17 protein-coding genes are annotated in these 16,357 nt (G+C 62.9%); 7 read left to right on the plus strand and 10 right to left on the minus strand.

Annotation, left to right across the window (positions count from 1 at the left end):
- Window positions 1-9: 9 nt before the first annotated feature.
- The 6 genes from ACQY4G_RS05135 to ACQY4G_RS05160 form a co-directional block, all read right to left on the minus strand.
- Window positions 10-975: a ParB/RepB/Spo0J family partition protein gene (locus tag ACQY4G_RS05135; protein ID WP_421993470.1), complete on the minus strand. Its 966-nt coding sequence runs from the start codon at window positions 973-975 to the stop codon at window positions 10-12.
- Window positions 972-1,763 carry a ParA family protein gene (locus ACQY4G_RS05140; RefSeq protein WP_067692083.1) on the minus strand — a complete coding sequence of 264 codons (792 nt, stop codon included), beginning with the start codon at window positions 1,761-1,763 and terminating at the stop codon, window positions 972-974. Before ACQY4G_RS05140 ends, ACQY4G_RS05135 begins: the two co-directional genes overlap by 4 nt.
- Window positions 1,760-2,389, minus strand: coding sequence for a 16S rRNA (guanine(527)-N(7))-methyltransferase RsmG (gene rsmG, locus ACQY4G_RS05145; RefSeq protein WP_421993472.1), 630 nt, complete (start codon window positions 2,387-2,389; stop codon window positions 1,760-1,762). Before rsmG ends, ACQY4G_RS05140 begins: the two co-directional genes overlap by 4 nt.
- A complete protein-coding gene (mnmG, locus tag ACQY4G_RS05150) occupies window positions 2,386-4,236 on the minus strand; it encodes a tRNA uridine-5-carboxymethylaminomethyl(34) synthesis enzyme MnmG (RefSeq protein ID WP_421993474.1) in 1,851 nt (616 codons plus the stop codon). The genes rsmG and mnmG overlap by 4 nt, the downstream gene beginning before the upstream one ends.
- A 61-nt stretch (window positions 4,237-4,297) precedes the next feature.
- Window positions 4,298-5,569 (minus strand): tRNA uridine-5-carboxymethylaminomethyl(34) synthesis GTPase MnmE, encoded by a 1,272-nt coding sequence (gene mnmE / locus ACQY4G_RS05155; protein WP_421993476.1) that lies wholly within the window; start codon window positions 5,567-5,569, stop codon window positions 4,298-4,300.
- Between the two features lie 15 nt (window positions 5,570-5,584).
- Window positions 5,585-5,848, minus strand: coding sequence for a DUF6489 family protein (locus ACQY4G_RS05160; protein WP_067692095.1), 264 nt, complete (start codon window positions 5,846-5,848; stop codon window positions 5,585-5,587).
- 99 nt (window positions 5,849-5,947) lie between these two features.
- Here ACQY4G_RS05160 and ACQY4G_RS05165 point away from each other — a divergent pair, with 99 nt between their 5' ends.
- The 3 genes from ACQY4G_RS05165 to ACQY4G_RS05175 are packed head-to-tail and all read left to right on the plus strand — an operon-like array spanning window position 5,948 to window position 8,634.
- A complete protein-coding gene (locus tag ACQY4G_RS05165; protein WP_421993478.1) occupies window positions 5,948-6,646 on the plus strand; it encodes a dienelactone hydrolase family protein in 699 nt (232 codons plus the stop codon).
- A gap of 3 nt (window positions 6,647-6,649) precedes the next feature.
- Window positions 6,650-8,239: an FMN-binding glutamate synthase family protein gene (locus ACQY4G_RS05170; protein WP_421993480.1), complete on the plus strand. Its 1,590-nt coding sequence runs from the start codon at window positions 6,650-6,652 to the stop codon at window positions 8,237-8,239.
- Window positions 8,236-8,634 (plus strand): nuclear transport factor 2 family protein, encoded by a 399-nt coding sequence (locus tag ACQY4G_RS05175; protein WP_421993482.1) that lies wholly within the window; start codon window positions 8,236-8,238, stop codon window positions 8,632-8,634. The genes ACQY4G_RS05170 and ACQY4G_RS05175 overlap by 4 nt, the downstream gene beginning before the upstream one ends.
- Here ACQY4G_RS05175 and ACQY4G_RS05180 read toward each other — a convergent pair whose 3' ends face one another.
- The 4 genes from ACQY4G_RS05180 to hemE form a co-directional block, all read right to left on the minus strand.
- On the minus strand, window positions 8,635-10,053 hold the full coding sequence (locus tag ACQY4G_RS05180) for a sensor histidine kinase (RefSeq protein ID WP_421993484.1): 1,419 nt from the start codon (window positions 10,051-10,053) through the stop codon (window positions 8,635-8,637).
- Between the two features lie 71 nt (window positions 10,054-10,124).
- Window positions 10,125-11,390, minus strand: coding sequence for a transcription termination factor Rho (gene rho / locus ACQY4G_RS05185; protein WP_421993486.1), 1,266 nt, complete (start codon window positions 11,388-11,390; stop codon window positions 10,125-10,127).
- A gap of 203 nt (window positions 11,391-11,593) precedes the next feature.
- Window positions 11,594-12,037, minus strand: coding sequence for a CopD family protein (locus ACQY4G_RS05190; RefSeq protein WP_421993488.1), 444 nt, complete (start codon window positions 12,035-12,037; stop codon window positions 11,594-11,596).
- 33 nt (window positions 12,038-12,070) lie between these two features.
- Window positions 12,071-13,096, minus strand: coding sequence for a uroporphyrinogen decarboxylase (gene hemE / locus ACQY4G_RS05195; protein ID WP_421993490.1), 1,026 nt, complete (start codon window positions 13,094-13,096; stop codon window positions 12,071-12,073).
- A gap of 376 nt (window positions 13,097-13,472) precedes the next feature.
- On the opposite strand from hemE, the gene ACQY4G_RS05200 reads away from it, so the two are divergent.
- The 4 genes from ACQY4G_RS05200 to coaE are packed head-to-tail and all read left to right on the plus strand — an operon-like array spanning window position 13,473 to window position 16,322.
- Window positions 13,473-14,258 (plus strand): pyruvate, water dikinase regulatory protein, encoded by a 786-nt coding sequence (locus ACQY4G_RS05200; protein WP_291168709.1) that lies wholly within the window; start codon window positions 13,473-13,475, stop codon window positions 14,256-14,258.
- A complete protein-coding gene (locus tag ACQY4G_RS05205) occupies window positions 14,255-14,860 on the plus strand; it encodes a Maf family protein (protein ID WP_421993492.1) in 606 nt (201 codons plus the stop codon). Before ACQY4G_RS05200 ends, ACQY4G_RS05205 begins: the two co-directional genes overlap by 4 nt.
- Window positions 14,857-15,711, plus strand: a complete 855-nt coding sequence (locus ACQY4G_RS05210) for a shikimate dehydrogenase family protein (RefSeq protein ID WP_421993494.1) — start codon at window positions 14,857-14,859, stop codon at window positions 15,709-15,711. The genes ACQY4G_RS05205 and ACQY4G_RS05210 overlap by 4 nt, the downstream gene beginning before the upstream one ends.
- A complete protein-coding gene (coaE, locus tag ACQY4G_RS05215) occupies window positions 15,708-16,322 on the plus strand; it encodes a dephospho-CoA kinase (RefSeq protein WP_421993496.1) in 615 nt (204 codons plus the stop codon). Before ACQY4G_RS05210 ends, coaE begins: the two co-directional genes overlap by 4 nt.
- Window positions 16,323-16,357 lie beyond the last annotated feature (35 nt).

Raw genomic sequence — 16,357 nt, forward strand, 5'->3', positions numbered from 1 at the left:
CAGCCCATCCTAGATATCGCCGCCCGTAAGCCTTTGACAAATAAGGTCTAATTGGTCGAGCGTGCGGTAGCGGATGGTAACGCTGCCCGTGTTCGGCGTCGTGTCGGTGGTGATCTTTACCGGCATGCCGAGAAATTCCTCAAGATGACCTTGGACCGCGGCGATATCGGCATTGTCTTCCTGCGGCGTCGGCCCGCGCGGCGCACTTTCTGACGGTGAACTGCTACGCTTCTGGCGCGTGAGTGCCTCCATCTCGCGGACCGACAGCCCTTCGGAAACCGCTTTACGCGCAAGCTCTTCGGCACCCTCCCGGCCGATAAGCGCGCGGGCGTGGCCCATGGAAAGCGAGCCGTCGGCGAGGAGGGCAAGCACCGTATCAGGGAGCGCCAGCAGGCGCTGGAAATTCGCCACATGGCTGCGCGACTTGTCGACCAGCTTGGCGATCTCGGCCTGTGTCATCCCCTCGTCTTCGGCAAGTTTCTGGTAGGCGCGCGCTTCTTCGACCGGATTGAGGTCCTCGCGCTGGAGATTTTCGATTAGGGCTAGGGCCACCACTTCGCGCTGGTCGAGATCGCGCACGAGCGCTGGAATTTCGTGCAGCCGCGCTTTCTGTGCCGCTCGCCAGCGACGCTCGCCGGCCACGAGACGATAGCGACCCTGACCAAGTGGCGACACGATGATCGGCTGGATTACACCGCGCGCCGCGATCGAGGAGGCTAGCGATTCGAGCGAATCCTCGTCGAAATGGCTACGAGGCTGGCCCGGCAACGGTTCGATATCCGCGACCGGGATCGATGCGAGGCCTTCCGACGAAGATGCTTGCGGCAGAGGGGCGACCGCCCCAGACTGCGCGGCACCGCCGCTTGCCGATCGCACCAGCGGCTCTTCGCGACGCGTTTCTCCCAAAAGGGCACCCAGCCCCTTGCCGAGCTTCTTCTTGCGGTCGATCGTCTTGGCTCCTGGATTGTCGCTCATGCCGCTTTCCTCTTTTCGGGCAGTCGGCCGATCAGCTCGCGCGCAAGCCCGATATAGGCGCGGCTACCGGGGCAATTGTGGTCGTAGACCAGCGCCGGCATGCCGTGGCTGGGCGCCTCGGACAGGCGGACGTTACGGGGGATGACGTTTTCGAACACCAGATTGCCGAGGCAATCGCGGACGTCGTCGGCGACCTGGTCGGTGAGGCGGTTGCGGCGATCGAACATGGTCAGCACCACGCCGACGATGCCGAGATCCTGGTTGAAGCCTTGTTGCACGCGTTCGACTGTCTGGAGGAGCTGGCTGAGACCTTCCAGTGCGAAGAACTCGCATTGCAGCGGCACCATCAGCGTATCGGCCGCGCATAGCGCATTGAGCGTGAGCAGGCCGAGCGACGGCGGGCAGTCGATAAAGCAGACGTCGTAGCCTGCGAAGCTCCCCCGCGCCTTCTCGGATAGCGCATCGGTCAAGCGGGCGGTCCGGTCATCGACTGAAACCAGCTCCACTTCCGCGCCCGAGAGGTCCTGCGTCGCCGGGACAATGTCGAGGCCGGGGATTTCGGTCGCCTGTGCGCATTCCGCCAGCGACGCTTGGTCGAGCAACAGGTCGTAGCTCGTATTCTCGCGATCCGCCCCCGCGACACCGAGGCCAGTCGAAGCGTTTCCCTGCGGATCGAGATCGATCAGCAGCGTCTTCCAGCCCGTTGCGGCCATGGCGGTGGCGATGTTGATCGCGGTGGTGGTCTTGCCCACCCCACCCTTCTGATTGGCAATGGCAATCGTGATCATCTGTGTGCGCTCCACTGGCCGCGTCCGACGACGATTCCCGCCTCGGGATCCGTCCGCGATTGTTCCACGTGAAACATGGAACGGCGATTCTTCGGCAGTCCGGTTACTTCTTGCGATGCCGAACGCCCCTTCGGCAACACCCAGCAGGTGGTGCTTGTGGAGAAGCGTGCGGATAAGGTGAGCAAACGTTCGAGCGGCGCAAACGCGCGCGCGGAGATCACGCCCGTATCGAACCGTTCGACAGATTCGAGTCGCCGGCCTTCGATACGGCACTTCGCAAGGCCCATGAGCTCGGTCGCCCTCGTCAGCCAGTCCACCCTGCGCTTGCGCGATTCGACCAGTACGACCTCAATCTCAGGTCGCATGGCCGCGATTACGAGGCCTGGAAATCCGGCCCCGCTCCCGAGATCGAGCCAGGGACCCTGCGCGTCCCCGCAGAATTCGAGCAATTGGGCAGAATCGGCGATGTGTCGCTGCCAGACCGTGTCGAGCGTGGGCCCTGCGACCAGGTTCTGAAGCTGGTTCTCGCGCTTCAGTTCATCGGCCAATAGTTCGAGCCGCTGCATCGCAGCTGCGTCGCACAGCGAAGCAACATAGGTGCGCGCTTCCGCGTCCGATGTAATCACGCCGCGCGATCCAGTTTGCGCGCGTGGACGAGCAAGGCCGCCAGCGCGGCGGGTGTGATCCCGCGGATTCGGCCCGCCGCGGCTAGTGTCTCAGGTTTTGCCAGAGAGAGGCGTTCGATCATCTCATTCGACAGCCCCGGCACCTGCGCAAAGGGGAAGTCGGGCGAGAGGCGCTGCGCCTCGCTCGTGCGCAGATCCGCGAGTTCAGAGCGTTGGCGGGCGAGATACGGCGCATAAAATGCGTCTTCCGCCATCTCCACGGCCAGCGGGTCGGTCGGATCGACACCCTCCATCCACGGCGCGAGCGCGGTTACGTCCGCATGTCCGCCGGCAATCCATTCAGACGCGGGCTTGGGTCCAGCATCGCGTTTCACGTGAAACCCTGCGTCAGACAGCGTTTTTGAATGGATCGGCGCATCGAACTGTCGGGTATATTCGTGACGCCGTTCTTGTCGCCGGTTATACCACGTAGCCCGCTCGTCACCGACGATCCCGCACTCTATGCCCAACGGCGTCAGGCGCGTATCGGCATTGCTCGCGCGCAGCCGCAGGCGATATTCGGCGCGCGAGGTCAGCATACGATAGGGCTCGGTGATGCCCTGAAGCGTGAGGTCGTCGAGCATGACCGCGATGTAGGAATTGGCACGGTCGAGCTGAGCCGTCTCCTTGTCTAGAGCCTGCGCCGCGGCATGCATGCCCGCCACCAGGCCCTGCGCGGCCGCCTCTTCGTAGCCCGTGGTGCCATTGATCTGGCCGGCACAGAAAAGGCTCGGAAGCGCATGCAGCTCAAGCGACGATGCGAGCGCCCGTGGATCGATATGATCGTATTCGACCGCATAGCCCGGAACCACCATCTCGACGCGCGCGAGCCCGTCCATCTCGCGTAGCATTGCGAGCTGGACGTCGGTCGGCAGCGAGGTCGAAATACCGTTGGGATAAACGAGTTCGGTGTCGAGGCCTTCCGGCTCAAGGAAGACCTGGTGCCCCTGCCGGTCGCCGAAACGGTGGATCTTGTCTTCGATCGAGGGGCAGTAGCGTGGGCCCGCCGCTCCGATCGCACCGGAGAACAGCGGCGAACGGTCGAGATTGGCGCGGATGATATCGTGGGCACGCGCATTCGTGCGCGTGATCGCGCAGAACACTAGCGGGTTCGCGCGAGACCCGGTCAGCGAACTCATCGTCCACCGTTCGTCGTCCGAGGGCTGTTCTTCCAGCGCTCCCCAGTCGATGGTACGCCCGTCGAGCCGCGGGGGCGTCCCCGTCTTGAGCCGCCCCATCGGGAGGTCGGCATCGCGCATCTGCGAAGCGAGGCGATGTGCCGCGCCCTCACCGATCCGCCCGCCGGTGAAGCGCTCCTCGCCCCGGAACAGAACACCGCCGAGGAATGTCCCGGTGCACAGAATCACGGCTTGTGCATGCAGAGCAGTTCCATCGGCGAGATCGAGCCCCGTCACACGCTGGCCCGCAAGACGCAAACCGGCCACTTCACCCGCGATCAGAGTAAGCGACTCCTGATCGCGGACCATCTGTTGCACCGCGCGATGAAAGAGGCGACGATCGGCCTGAACGCGCGGACCCCAGACAGCGCTCCCCTTCGAACGGTTGAGCATCCGGTAGTGGATCGCCGCAGCATCGGCCGCCCGGCCGATTACGCCGTCGAGCGCATCGACCTCGCGGACGAGGTGGCCCTTGCCCAATCCGCCGATGGCCGGGTTGCAGCTCATCGCGCCGATCGTCTCGAGATCGAGGGTCACCAGGCCAGTACGCGCGCCCATGCGGGCGGCCGCGCAGGCCGCCTCGACTCCGGCATGGCCGCCGCCGACTACAAGAACATCGAATTCGCGCATTGGACGCGCCCTTTAGCTTCCACCCGGATTCGCGTCAAAGGGCGATGTTTCACGTGGAACATCACTTGCCGATACAGAAGCGCCCGAAGAGCGCGTCGAGCATTTCCTCAGTCGAATCGCGCCCGACAAGTGCGTCCAGCGACTGGCGCGCGCTGCGAAGGTTCTCCGCGGCTACGAGCAGGTCACCCCCAACATCGACCGCTTCTAGATGCTCGGCCGCAGCGAGGGCGAGGCCTTTCTGCCTTCGATTGAAAGCCACACGATCGACGGGAGGCAGCGCCGCCCTGCCCAACTCCACCAAGCGCTTCAGCAGCGCCTCCAGCCCTGAACCGGTTACCGCCGAAACATTTATCACCGAGCTGTCTGTCTTGTCCGACAGGTCCGATTTGGATTGCACGAGCAACGCACCCTTTGGAGCGTCGCGTGCATCGCCGAGCCAGAGGACGATCTGCCCCGCCGCGATCTCCCGGCGCGCCCGTTCGATGCCGATTTCCTCGATCGCTCCCGCGCCTTGGTCGCGCACCCCGGCGGTATCGATCAGCACGAAAGGCACGCCCGCGATCGAAACAGGTCGTTCGAGCACGTCCCGCGTCGTACCGGCCTCCGCGGTCACGATTGCCGCATCATCTGCCAGCAATGCATTGAAAAGTGATGATTTTCCTGCATTCGGCGGCCCCGCGAGGACCACCCGGACACCATCGCGCAGCCGCTCAGCCGCCGGGCGTTCGGCCACTTTTCGAATTTCAGCCACCAAGGCGCGGAGCTGCTCATCGAACGATGGCGGAAGGCTCGCCACATCGTCCTCGTCGGCGAAATCGATCACCGCTTCGACACTGGCGGCCAGACCCAGGATCGAGTCCCGCCAATCCTCAATCCGCCGCGACACGTCGCCACCTGCAGCAAGCAAGGCGCCCCTGCGCTGCAATTCGGTTTCAGCTGCAAGCAAATCGGCGAGACCTTCAGCCTCAGCCAAATCTATCCGGCCGCTGGTAAACGCCCGCCTTGTGAACTCGCCGGGCTCAGCCTCGCGCAGTCCGTCGATGCATTCGAGTGAGGCCAGAATGGCGGCCACGACTGCCCTGCCCCCGTGGCAATGGATTTCCGCGAGATCCTCGCCGGTGGCAGTGGCCGGTCCGGGGAACCACAGGACGAGAGCGACATCGAGCACGTCACCGTCTGCATCGTGCAATGTGCGCAATCGAGGCGATCGCGCCGGCGGCAGGCTGCCGGCAAGCGTCTCCAGCGCCCTGCCTGCATCGAACCCGCTGATCCGAATCACTCCGATACCAGCCGGGGGCGCGCCGCTGGACAGGGCGTAGATTGTGTCGTCCATCGCGCCGCAGCGCCCTCAGTCGTTGTCGGTGGACTTGCCCTGCTGCGCCGAGCGCGCCGCATTGGCACCTTCCATGAAGCTCTGGAACAGTTTGAATCCCGCCTGCCCCATCGGTGCGAGCTGCTTGGCATATTCCTGCAGCTGATCGGTGTTGTTCACACCCTTCATCGCCTTCGACATCATGTCGACATAGACCGCATTGGCCTTGCCCACATCGGGAAGGCCCATAAAGGTCCGCGCCTCTTCGGGCGTACAGTCGATTTCGATATGGACCTTCATCGCGCTTTCTCCGTTATGGCTTGCGAAGCCCTATTTGGGTCCGCATCACGCGTCATGCAAGCATAAGACACCGATTCAACCAAGGGAGGCGACCAGCCCATGAGCGAGACCGTCACGATTTCCACCCTGTCCGGCAGCGAGACCTTTACCGCCTATGTCGCGCGACCGGCAGATGCGCCAAAGGCCGCAATCCTCGTCATCCAGGAGATATTCGGCGTGAATGCGGGCATCCGTCGCAAATGCGACAAGCTGGCCGAAGAAGGCTATCTGGCGGTAGCCCCCGACCTGTTCTGGCGGCTCGAACCCGGCGTCGAACTCGATCCCGATGTCGAACCCGAGTTCCAGCGCGCACTCGACCTGATGGGCAAGTTCGACCAGGATCAGGGCATCCGCGATATCGAAGCGACGATCCACCATATCCGCCGCGAGGAAAGCGTGCCCAAGGTCGGCTGCGTCGGCTACTGCCTCGGCGGACGGCTCGCCTTCATGACCGCCGCGCGCACCGATGTGAATGCGAGCGTCGGCTATTACGGCGTCGGCATCGATGGCCTACTCGGCGAAAAGCACGCAATCGCGCATCCGCTGATGCTGCATATCCCGACCGAGGATGGCTTCGTCGACAAGGATACGCAGAAAGCCATGCATGACGGGCTCGACGACCATCCCAAGGTCACGCTGCACGATTATGAAGGCCTCGACCACGGATTTGCGACCGAATTCGGCAAGCGGCGCTCGGAGGAAGCCGCGCAACTGGCCGACAAGCGCACTTCGGAGTTCTTCGTGCAGCACCTCGCCTGACACGTGGAGCACATCCCCTTCCGCTATATCGTACCCGCCGGACTGCTGGCATTGATCGGGCTGGCATGGTGGTGGGAGCCAGCGCATTGGGCGCTGTGGGCCCTCGTTCCGCTAACGGCACTGGCGCTGTGGGATTTCATCCAGCACGAACACACGCTGCGGCGCAATTACCCACTGCTTGGGCGCATCCGCTGGCTGATGGAAGATCTGCGCCCTTTTGCTCAGGCCTATATCGTCGAGGACGATCTCGACGGACGCCCATTCAGCCACCAAGCCCGCGCACTGGTCTATGCCCGCGCCAAGGGCGATCTCGATTCGCACCCCATGGGCACCGAACTCGACGTCTATTCGGACGAGTACGAATGGCTCAGCCACTCGATTGTGCCAAAGCCGGATGTTCCCGAGCATTGGCGAGTGGTTGTCGGCGCAGGGACCTGCAGCCAGCCCTATTCCAGTGCCTTGCTCAATATCTCGGCAATGAGCTTCGGGTCGCTCTCTGCCCGCGCGATCGAAGCGCTCAACGCCGGGGCCGCGCTGGGCGGCTTTGCGCATAATACCGGCGAAGGGGCGATCAGCCGCTATCACCGTTCGCCCGGAGGCGACCTGATCTGGGAATTGGGCAGCGGCTATTTCGGTGCGCGCAGGCCCGACGGAAACTTCGATCCCGACCAGTTCCGCGACAATGCCCGCGACGCGCAGGTCAAGATGGTCGAAATCAAGCTCAGCCAGGGCGCCAAGCCAGGCCATGGCGGGGTCCTGCCCGGCGCCAAGGTGACCAGGGAAATCGCCGAAGCGCGCGGCGTACCGGTGGGTGAAACGGTCACGTCGCCGGCCGCCCACCCCGCCTTTGCAACACCCATCGAGATGCTCGAATGGCTCGTCGAATTGCGCGAGCTGTCGGGTGGCAAACCGGTCGGGCTAAAACTGTGCATCGGGCAGCCGCACGAACTCTTCGCGATCGGAAAGGCGATGCTGGAGACGGGGCTGCATCCCGACTTCATCACCGTGGATGGTGCCGAAGGCGGGACGGGTGCCGCGCCGCTCGAACTGTCCAATTCGGTGGGCATGCCGCTGCGCGAGGGGCAGATCATGGTCCGCAATATGTTGATCGGCTTGGCACTGAAGGAGAAGGTCAAGATAGCAGCGTCGGGTAAGCTGCATTCGGGCGCGCAACTGGCCAAGGCCTTCGCACTGGGTGCAGACTGGTGCAATGCCGCACGTCCGTTCATGTTCGCGCTCGGCTGCGTCCAGTCGATGAACTGTCACAGGGGCACCTGTCCTACCGGCGTTGCCACGCAGAAGGCCTGGCGCCAGCGCGGGCTGGTGGTGGAAGACAAGGCCCCGCGCGTCGCCCGCTTCCAGCGTCAGACCGTCCACTCGCTACGCGAAATCGTCGTCGCCATGGGCCTGTCCAGCCCGTGGGAGATCACCCCGCACGATATGCGCGAACGCTTGAACGGCGCGCGTTCGGATGCCATCGATCGCATTTACACCTTCCTCGAGCCGGGCCAGCTGCTCGAAGATCCCGATGCGACACCCTATGCCCCGCACTGGCACGCCGCGCGGGCCGACACGTTCCGGAGAACCCAATGAGTGCGACGATCGGCCTGAAACGCTGGCACGGAGTTATCGACAATGGCAGCTCGCCCGAAGACCTTGCCGCAATCATTCACGAGGAAGCGGTCTTCCACTCGCCCGTCGTTCATACTCCGCAAAAGGGCCGTCCGATCGTCGTCGCCTATCTAGCGGCAGCCGGAAACACGCTCGGCAACGACAGTTTCGAATATGTCCGCGAGCTGATCGACGGCGAGAATGCCATGCTAGAATTCACCACCGAGATGGACGGCATCCACGTCAACGGAATCGATCTCATCCGCTTCGACGAAGACGGCATGATCGTCGACTTCAAGGTGATGGTGCGTCCGTTGAAGGCAATTAACAAGGTGTGGGAGCAGATGGCCGCCATGCTCGAGAAGATGAAAACCTGATCAGCTTTTCGCATCTGCGTCAGGAAGCGGCATGGTCAAGCTGAAGGCCGTTCCGCGGGGTCGTTTCAAATAGCCGACCTCGGCATTGAGCTGCATGGCCAACGCACGAACGATCTGGCGTCCTAGGCCGGTGCCCTGATCCTTGGGTCCTGCATCCACACCCACGCCATCGTCGTAGATCGTCAGCGACAAGTGACCGTCGGCAATCTCCGTTTCGACCGACACGGTTCCACCGCTGCCGGAAGGGAACCCGTATTTGACCGCATTCATCGCGATCTCGACCAGAATCAACCCGAGCGGGACCGAGTACTCGACGGCCAGTTCGACCTCGCCGCCCCTCTCGCAAAACTCGAAATCGATGCCGTCGCGCTGTCCGACGCTCGCCACGACATGGGTAAGCAGATCCTCGAGATAGCCGACGATCTCGACCCGGTCGTGCGCGCTCGTCTTGTACAACCGCTCATGCACTCTGGCGACAGTCTCCACCCGCCCCCTTGCCTCGCGCAAATGGGCGGTGAGGTCATCGTCGCCCGAGCTTTCCTGGAGTTCCAGCAGCGACGTGATGATGTGCAAGCTGTTCTTCACCCGGTGATTGACCTCGTGGAGAAGCACGTCCTTCGTCTTAAGCGCGGCGGCGAGATCGCGCTCGGCACGCTTGCGATCGGTAATATCGAGAGATGCGAGGAACAGCCGTTCGCGCGTTCCGCTCATCTTGGTGATAGTCGTGACGAACCAGCGATCGTTGCCGTCCGTATTCCATGGGTATTCGACGATTATCGGCTCGTCGGAAACGGCCGCCCTCCGCAGATCCGCAATCACGGTTTGTGCGCGTCGATCGCCGAGGATCGTCCGGCCTGACTGTCCCGTCAGAACCTCCAGCCCGAACGCCTTCGCCATCCGGCTGTTGCCCATGACGAGCGTGAAGTCCTCTGCCATGAGGTCGATCACCGCGGCGTAGACGCCGGCCGTCTCGAAGAAGGCGCGGACCGTCTCCTCGCTCTCACGCAATTCGCTGCGTGCCCTGAAACTCTCGGTCTCGTCCCGAATCGTCAGGACCGCCCCGATTTGCTCACCATCGGCGCCCAGCAACGGCTTGGCCGAACCAACGGCATAGACCTCGGTCCCATCGGGTCGCCGGATAACCCAGGGGGCGTCGACTACCGTCTCCCCGCCCACCGCGCGCGCGAGCGGCAAATCCTCGAACGGGTGCGGCTCACCTTCCAGTGTGAAGAGGTGATAGCGATCCGAATAGTCTTTCGGCTCCACATCGAGCTCGGCCACGCCATGCATGGCCCGTGCGGCCTCGTTAACAAATCGGATCGCCCCGGCCGCATCGGTAACGATGATGCCTTCGCGCAACTGGTCGAGCACCACCGTGGATGCAACCTGGCCAAGATCGAATACGGGCAGCGATGTCACCACTGCGCCCTATCACAAGAAATTGTAACAGGTGGTGAAAATTGTCGTCCGCGGGCCGCGAGGCCGGGAACCTACTGGTTCATCGTCGCGAAGAAGTCCTCGTTGGTCTTGGAATCCTTCATCTTGTCGAGCAGGAATTCCATCGCGTCGATCGTGCCCATCTGCATGAGGATACGGCGCAGGACCCACATCTTCGACAGCTTGTCCTTCTCGACCAGCAGCTCTTCCTTGCGGGTGCCGGATTTGCCGACGTCGAGCGCCGGGAAGATGCGCTTGTCGGCAACCTTGCGATCGAGCACGATTTCCGAGTTACCCGTGCCCTTGAATTCTTCGAAGATAACCTCGTCCATACGGCTGCCGGTATCGATCAGCGCGGTGGCGATGATCGAGAGCGAACCGCCTTCCTCGATGTTGCGGGCAGCGCCGAAGAAGCGTTTCGGGCGCTGCAGCGCGTTCGCATCGACACCGCCGGTCAGCACCTTGCCCGAGCTCGGAACGACCGTGTTGTAGGCACGGCCCAGACGCGTAATCGAATCGAGCAGGATCACGACATCCTGCTTGTGCTCCACGAGACGCTTGGCTTTCTCGATCACCATTTCCGCGACCTGGACGTGGCGGTTGGCCGGCTCGTCGAAGGTCGAGGAGATGACCTCGCCCTTCACGCTGCGCTGCATGTCCGTGACTTCTTCCGGACGCTCGTCCACCAGCAGGACCAGCAAGAAGACTTCCGGGTGGTTGTCGGTGATCGCCTTGGCGATATTCTGTAGCAGTACGGTCTTACCGGTGCGCGGCGGCGCGACGATCAGCGCACGCTGGCCCTTGCCCTGCGGGCTGATGATGTCGATCACGCGCGCCGACTTGTCCTTCACCGTCGGGTCGAGCGTGTCGAGCGACAGCTTCTCTTCCGGATAGAGCGGGGTGAGGTTGTCGAAATTGGTCCGGTGGCGGACTGCTTCCGGCTCGTCGAAATTGACCTTGTAGAGCGTGGTAAGCGCGAAATAGCGTTCGCCTTCCTTGGGCGCGCGGATTTCGCCTTCGACGGTATCGCCGGTGCGCAGGCCCCATTTGCGGACCTGGTTGGGCGAGACGTAGATATCGTCGGGACCGGCGAGATAGTTGGCTTCGGGGCTACGCAGGAAGCCGAAGCCATCCTGCAGCACCTCGATGGTGCCGATGCCCATGATCTTTTCTTCGTATTCCTCATCCTCGGCCAGTTCGCGCAGGATGCAGAACATCAGGTCCTGGCGGCGCATGGTCGAGGCACCTTCGACGCCCAGCTCCTCGGCCATCGCGACCAGATCTGCCGGGGTTTTCTCTTTCAAATCCTTGAGATGCATGTGTTTTTACTCGGTATTCTCGGTTTGGATGGCCGGCAGGTCGGTATGGGCTTGGAGAAAGCGGACCCGGCCTCGTCAGCATGCGAGGCCCGTAGCCGGTAGGTAAGGTGCAGTTACGCCCACGCGGCATGGGCGTCAATTCACAAAGCGACGTGTCGTTTTCCGGAAAGCCTCGGGCACAGCTCTGCGCCCGCGGCCCGCAATCAGAAAGGTTTGACCACCGCCAGCACGACGATGACGGCAAGCGCTATCCCCGGAAACTCGCCCCAAAGCCTCAACTGTCTTTCGGTCATCGGTCGTTCGCCCGCGACCATTTTCTTGGACCGGGCGACAATGATGCCGTGAAACGCCGTCAGAAGCACGACAACGAGCAGTTTGGCGTGAAACCAGCCCTGGTCCCATGCACCGATCGCCATGGACAGCAGGAGGCCCAGGATCCACACGACGATGAGACTCGGAGTCAGGATGACCTTGCGTAGCAGCCCCATCCGCTTCGCCCACAGAGCCGATTCCTCCGAGTCCGGCGTCGCCGGGTGGAGATAGATCATCTGGCGCGGCAGCATGAACAATCCTGCCATCCAGAACACCATGAAAATGATGTGGCCGGCCTTCAGCCAGTAATACGTCATCCCAAGCACATCCTGCATCGATGATCCATGTAGGGTCCGCTAACGCTCACGTCACCCTTCGAATGAGCGCACCACACTAATCAGCCGCTCCACATGGGCGATCGGTGTGCGGCGGTCGATCCCGTGTCCGAGATTGAAGACGTGCGGCCGGTCGGCAAAGGCTTCGAGAATGAGGCGCGCACGCTCTTCCAGACGGTCGCCGCCGGCGAGCAGCAGCAGCGGATCGAAATTGCCCTGCACCGGCATGTTCTCCGGCAATTCGCGCGCCACCCATTGCGGATCGAGAGTCTCGTCGACACCGACCGCCTGAACGCCCGTCTCGCGGGCATAGCCAGGTAGTTTTTCACCCGCACCCTTCGGAAAACCGATGATCGGCGTCGTGGGATGCCGCTCGCGGAGCGCCGCAACGATCCGCGCATTGGGCGCTATCACCAATCGTTCGAATTCATCGGGCGCCAGGCTCCCTGCCCAACTGTCGAACAGTTGCACTGCCTCGGCACCTGCTTCGATCTGACCAGAAAGATATTCGATGGTCTCGGCGACGATCCGCTCGAGAATGGCGTCCAACCTGGTCGGATCGCGATAGGCCAGAGCGCGCGCCTCATGCTGGTCGCGACTGCCTTCGCCCGCGACCATATAGGTCGCGACGGTCCAGGGGCTGCCGGCAAAGCCAAGCATGGTGACGCCTTCGGGCAGGCGCTGGCGGCAAAGTCGCACGGTCTCGTAGATCGGATCGTAGCGCGATTGGTCGGGAGTCAGCCCGTCGAGCGCAGCATCGACCAGCGGCGGCGACAGCTTGGGCCCCTCGCCGGCCAGGAACTCCAGATGCTGGCCCATCGCATGCGGCACGATGAGAATGTCGGAAAAGAGGATCGCTCCGTCGAAGCCGAAACGGTCGATCGGCTGCAAGGTAATCTCGCAGGCTGCCTCGCTGTCGTAGGCCATGGCGAGGAACCCGCCCTTCTTCTCCCGCAGCGCGCGATATTCGGGCAGGTAGCGACCCGCCTGGCGCATGAGCCAGAGTGGGACGCGATCCGCACGCTTGCCGTTCAGCGTATCGAGAAGGAGACCGGGCATCGAGGAGTCCAATCCAATAAATAATGATATTTATAATAGGGTTGAAGGAGTCTGTTGGCCCTGTGGATTTCAGGGATAAGCCGCTCCTGCCCGATTTCTCCCGCGCTGCAAAGGCCCGAGACCGAATTGCGACTCGCCAGCCGCCATGAGTCGAGTCGAACTTTTGCCCATTGTCCCCACCCTGCGCAAAACTCGTATTTGGTGTGCGGGAATCGCCCCGCGAAGGACTCGCAGCGGGAAGGGTTTTCCATCCCGAACTTGTCGCCAGCTTTCTCCCGTGGTTTATGCCAGCGTTCTCCACAGGCCGCAGAGCATCGAAATTTCCAACCGCGTCCATCTTCACCTGCTGTCCGATTCCACCGGCGAAACGCTCGAAATGCTCGCCAAGGCCGCGCTCGCGCAGTTCGAGGATGCCGATGTCGTGCGCCATTTCTGGCCGATGGTGCGCAGCCGTCAGCATCTCGAGAGGATCCTGCCCGAGCTCAAGACCAATCCGGGTCTCGTCCTGTTCACGCTGGTCAATCCGGAAACCCGCGACCGGTTGGAAGAGGCCTGTACGCAGCTGGGCCTGCCCGCCGTGCCGATTCTCGATCGGGTGACCGAGGCGCTTGAAAAGGCTCTCGGGCAGGAAGCGCATGGCCGACCCGGCCGGCAGCACGCGATGGATCAAGCCTATTTCAATCGGGTCGAGGCGATTCAGTTCACCATCGCGCATGACGACGGGATCGGCTGGGAAAACTGGGAGGAGGCGGACATCGTTCTTGCCGGCGTTTCGCGCAGCTCCAAGACGCCGACCAGCATCTACCTTGCCAATCGCGGTTACAAGGTCGCCAATATCCCGCTGGTGGTCGAAAGCCCGCCTCCGCCCAAGCTGTTCGAACTTAAGCATCCGATGGTCGTCGGCCTAACGACGGCACCCGAGCGCCTGGTTCAGATCCGCCGAAACCGCCTGCTGACGCTCAACGAGGAACGCGAGACGGATTATGTCGACAACGATCGGGTGAGGGACGAGGTCAAGTTTGCCCGGCGTATGTTCGCCGACAATGGCTGGGCGGTGATCGACGTTACGCGACGTTCGATCGAAGAAACGGCTGCCGCCGTGATACGGCTGTACAACGAGCGCGAAGCGCGCGGGACGCGCCAGGGAGCCAAGCCGATATGAACGGGATTTCGGGAAACGGGATCGTGCTTGCTTCGAACAGCGCCTCGCGCAAGGCGATGCTGGAGGCAGCGGGAATCGCTTTCACCGCCGAGAGTGCGGATGTGGACGAACGCGCACTCGAGGCCGAAATGGATGGCGCGGTGCCTGCCGAAATCGCACAGGCACTTGCCGCGGCCAAGGCAGTGGCCGTTTCGGAGGCACGACCCGAAGCCTTGGCGCTGGGTTCGGACTCGCTGGTCGAGGTCGAGGGCAAGCGATTCGACAAACCCGCCAGCCGCGAGAATGCCGCCGAGCATCTGGGTCAATTTTCTGGCAAGGTGATGACCCTGCACAGTGCCGCGGCGCTTGCGCGGGGAGGGCGCATCGTCTGGATCGGCTCCGATTTCGCCCGCCTGCGGGTGCGCGAGTTGAGCGATGATTTCATTGCAGCTTATCTCGATGCCGAATGGCCCGCAGTTTCCTATTGTGTCGGCGTGTTTCGGATCGAGGGTCCGGGCGTGCAATTGTTCGAGAGCATCGCGGGCGACCAGTTCACCGTACTCGGAATGCCGTTGCTGCAGGTTCTCGACGCGCTACGCGAGGAAGGTGCGTTACCGTCGTGACGCAATATGCCGAAGTGATCGGCGATCCCATTCGCCAGTCCAAATCCCCCGTGATCCACGGCTTCTGGATTGAGAAACTGGGCCTCGACGCGGAATATCGCGCGGCCCTTGTACCCGAAGGCGGGCTCGGCGAATACCTCGCCTCGCGCCGCGGCGATAACGACTGGTGCGGGTGCAACGTCACCATGCCGCACAAGCAGGCGATCATACCGCTGCTCGACCGGCTGGAGCCGCTCGCAAAACGCATCGGCGCGGTGAACACGGTGGTGAAGGCGCCCGATGGCAAGCTGGTCGGGCGTAACACCGATGTCGCCGGGTTCCTCGAACCGCTGGCCGAGCGGCTACGCGAACAGCATTACTTTCGCATGGGCCGCGTGCTCGGAACCGGGGGCGCGGCGCGCGCGATTGTGGCCGGTCTTGTAAAGGAAGGCTTCACGCTGGTTCTGGCTGGGCGCAATCCCGACAAGGCGCACGCACTGCTGGAAGAGCTTGCTCCCGTGGGAGAGCACCATGCGGCTCCGCTCGATCATTTTGCCTCTGCCACCGATTTCGACTTCGACGATCGCGAGGGCTGCTGCGACCTGGTCGTCAACGCCTCGCCGCTCGGAATGCGGGGCCAGCAGCCCCTTACCTTCCACTGGAGCCACGCCCCTCCCGGCTCCATCGCCTACGATATCGTCACCGACCCGGTCGACACCGCCTTCCTGAAGTCCGCGCGTGCGGCCGGCTTCGAAACCATTGATGGACTTGCGATGCTGATTGGCCAGGCCGCCGCAGCCTTTACCCATTTTTTCGGGGTCGAACCGCCGCGCGGGGACGACGGCGAATTGCGCGAAAGGCTTCTGGCATGAGCCGCCCCCTGATCGTGGGCCTGACCGGATCGATCGGCATGGGCAAATCGACCGTTGCGGCGATGTTCGAGGCGGCGGGCGTGCCGGTGTTCGATGCCGACGCCGAAGTGCGCGCGATGCAAGGGCCGGATGGCGAACTTGTGCCCGCGATCGAAGCGGCCTTTCCCGGCAGTACCGATGAAGGCGGGGTTTCGCGCGAAAAGCTGGGGGCACTGGTTTTCGGTGACCCGGAAGAACTTGCCCGCCTCGAGGCGATTGTCCACCCGGCCGTCGCGGCCAAGCGCGAGGCGTTCCTGATCGAACACGCCGGGGCACCGGTGGTGGTCTTCGACATTCCATTGCTGTTCGAAAAGGGAGGTGCCGGATCTGTCGATCGGGTGGTGGTCGTTTCCGCCCCGGCCGAAACGCAGAGAGAGCGCGTATTGGCCCGCCCAGGCATGACCGAGGAGAAGTTTGCGCATATTCTCGAGTTACAGACACCCGACGCACAGAAGCGTGCCCGCGCCGATCATGTGATCGATACCGGAACGACGCTTGAACAGAGCGAGGATGCGGTCATCGCGCTCGTCGCCGAGCTGCGCGCCGAGAGCGCCGCCCGACAGGCGTTGTAACCCCCTTGTAATCTGCGTGCGCGAGGCCGATAGGA

Origin of the sequence: Qipengyuania sp. (assembly GCF_965277845.1) — a bacterium.
GTDB lineage: Bacteria > Pseudomonadota > Alphaproteobacteria > Sphingomonadales > Sphingomonadaceae > Qipengyuania.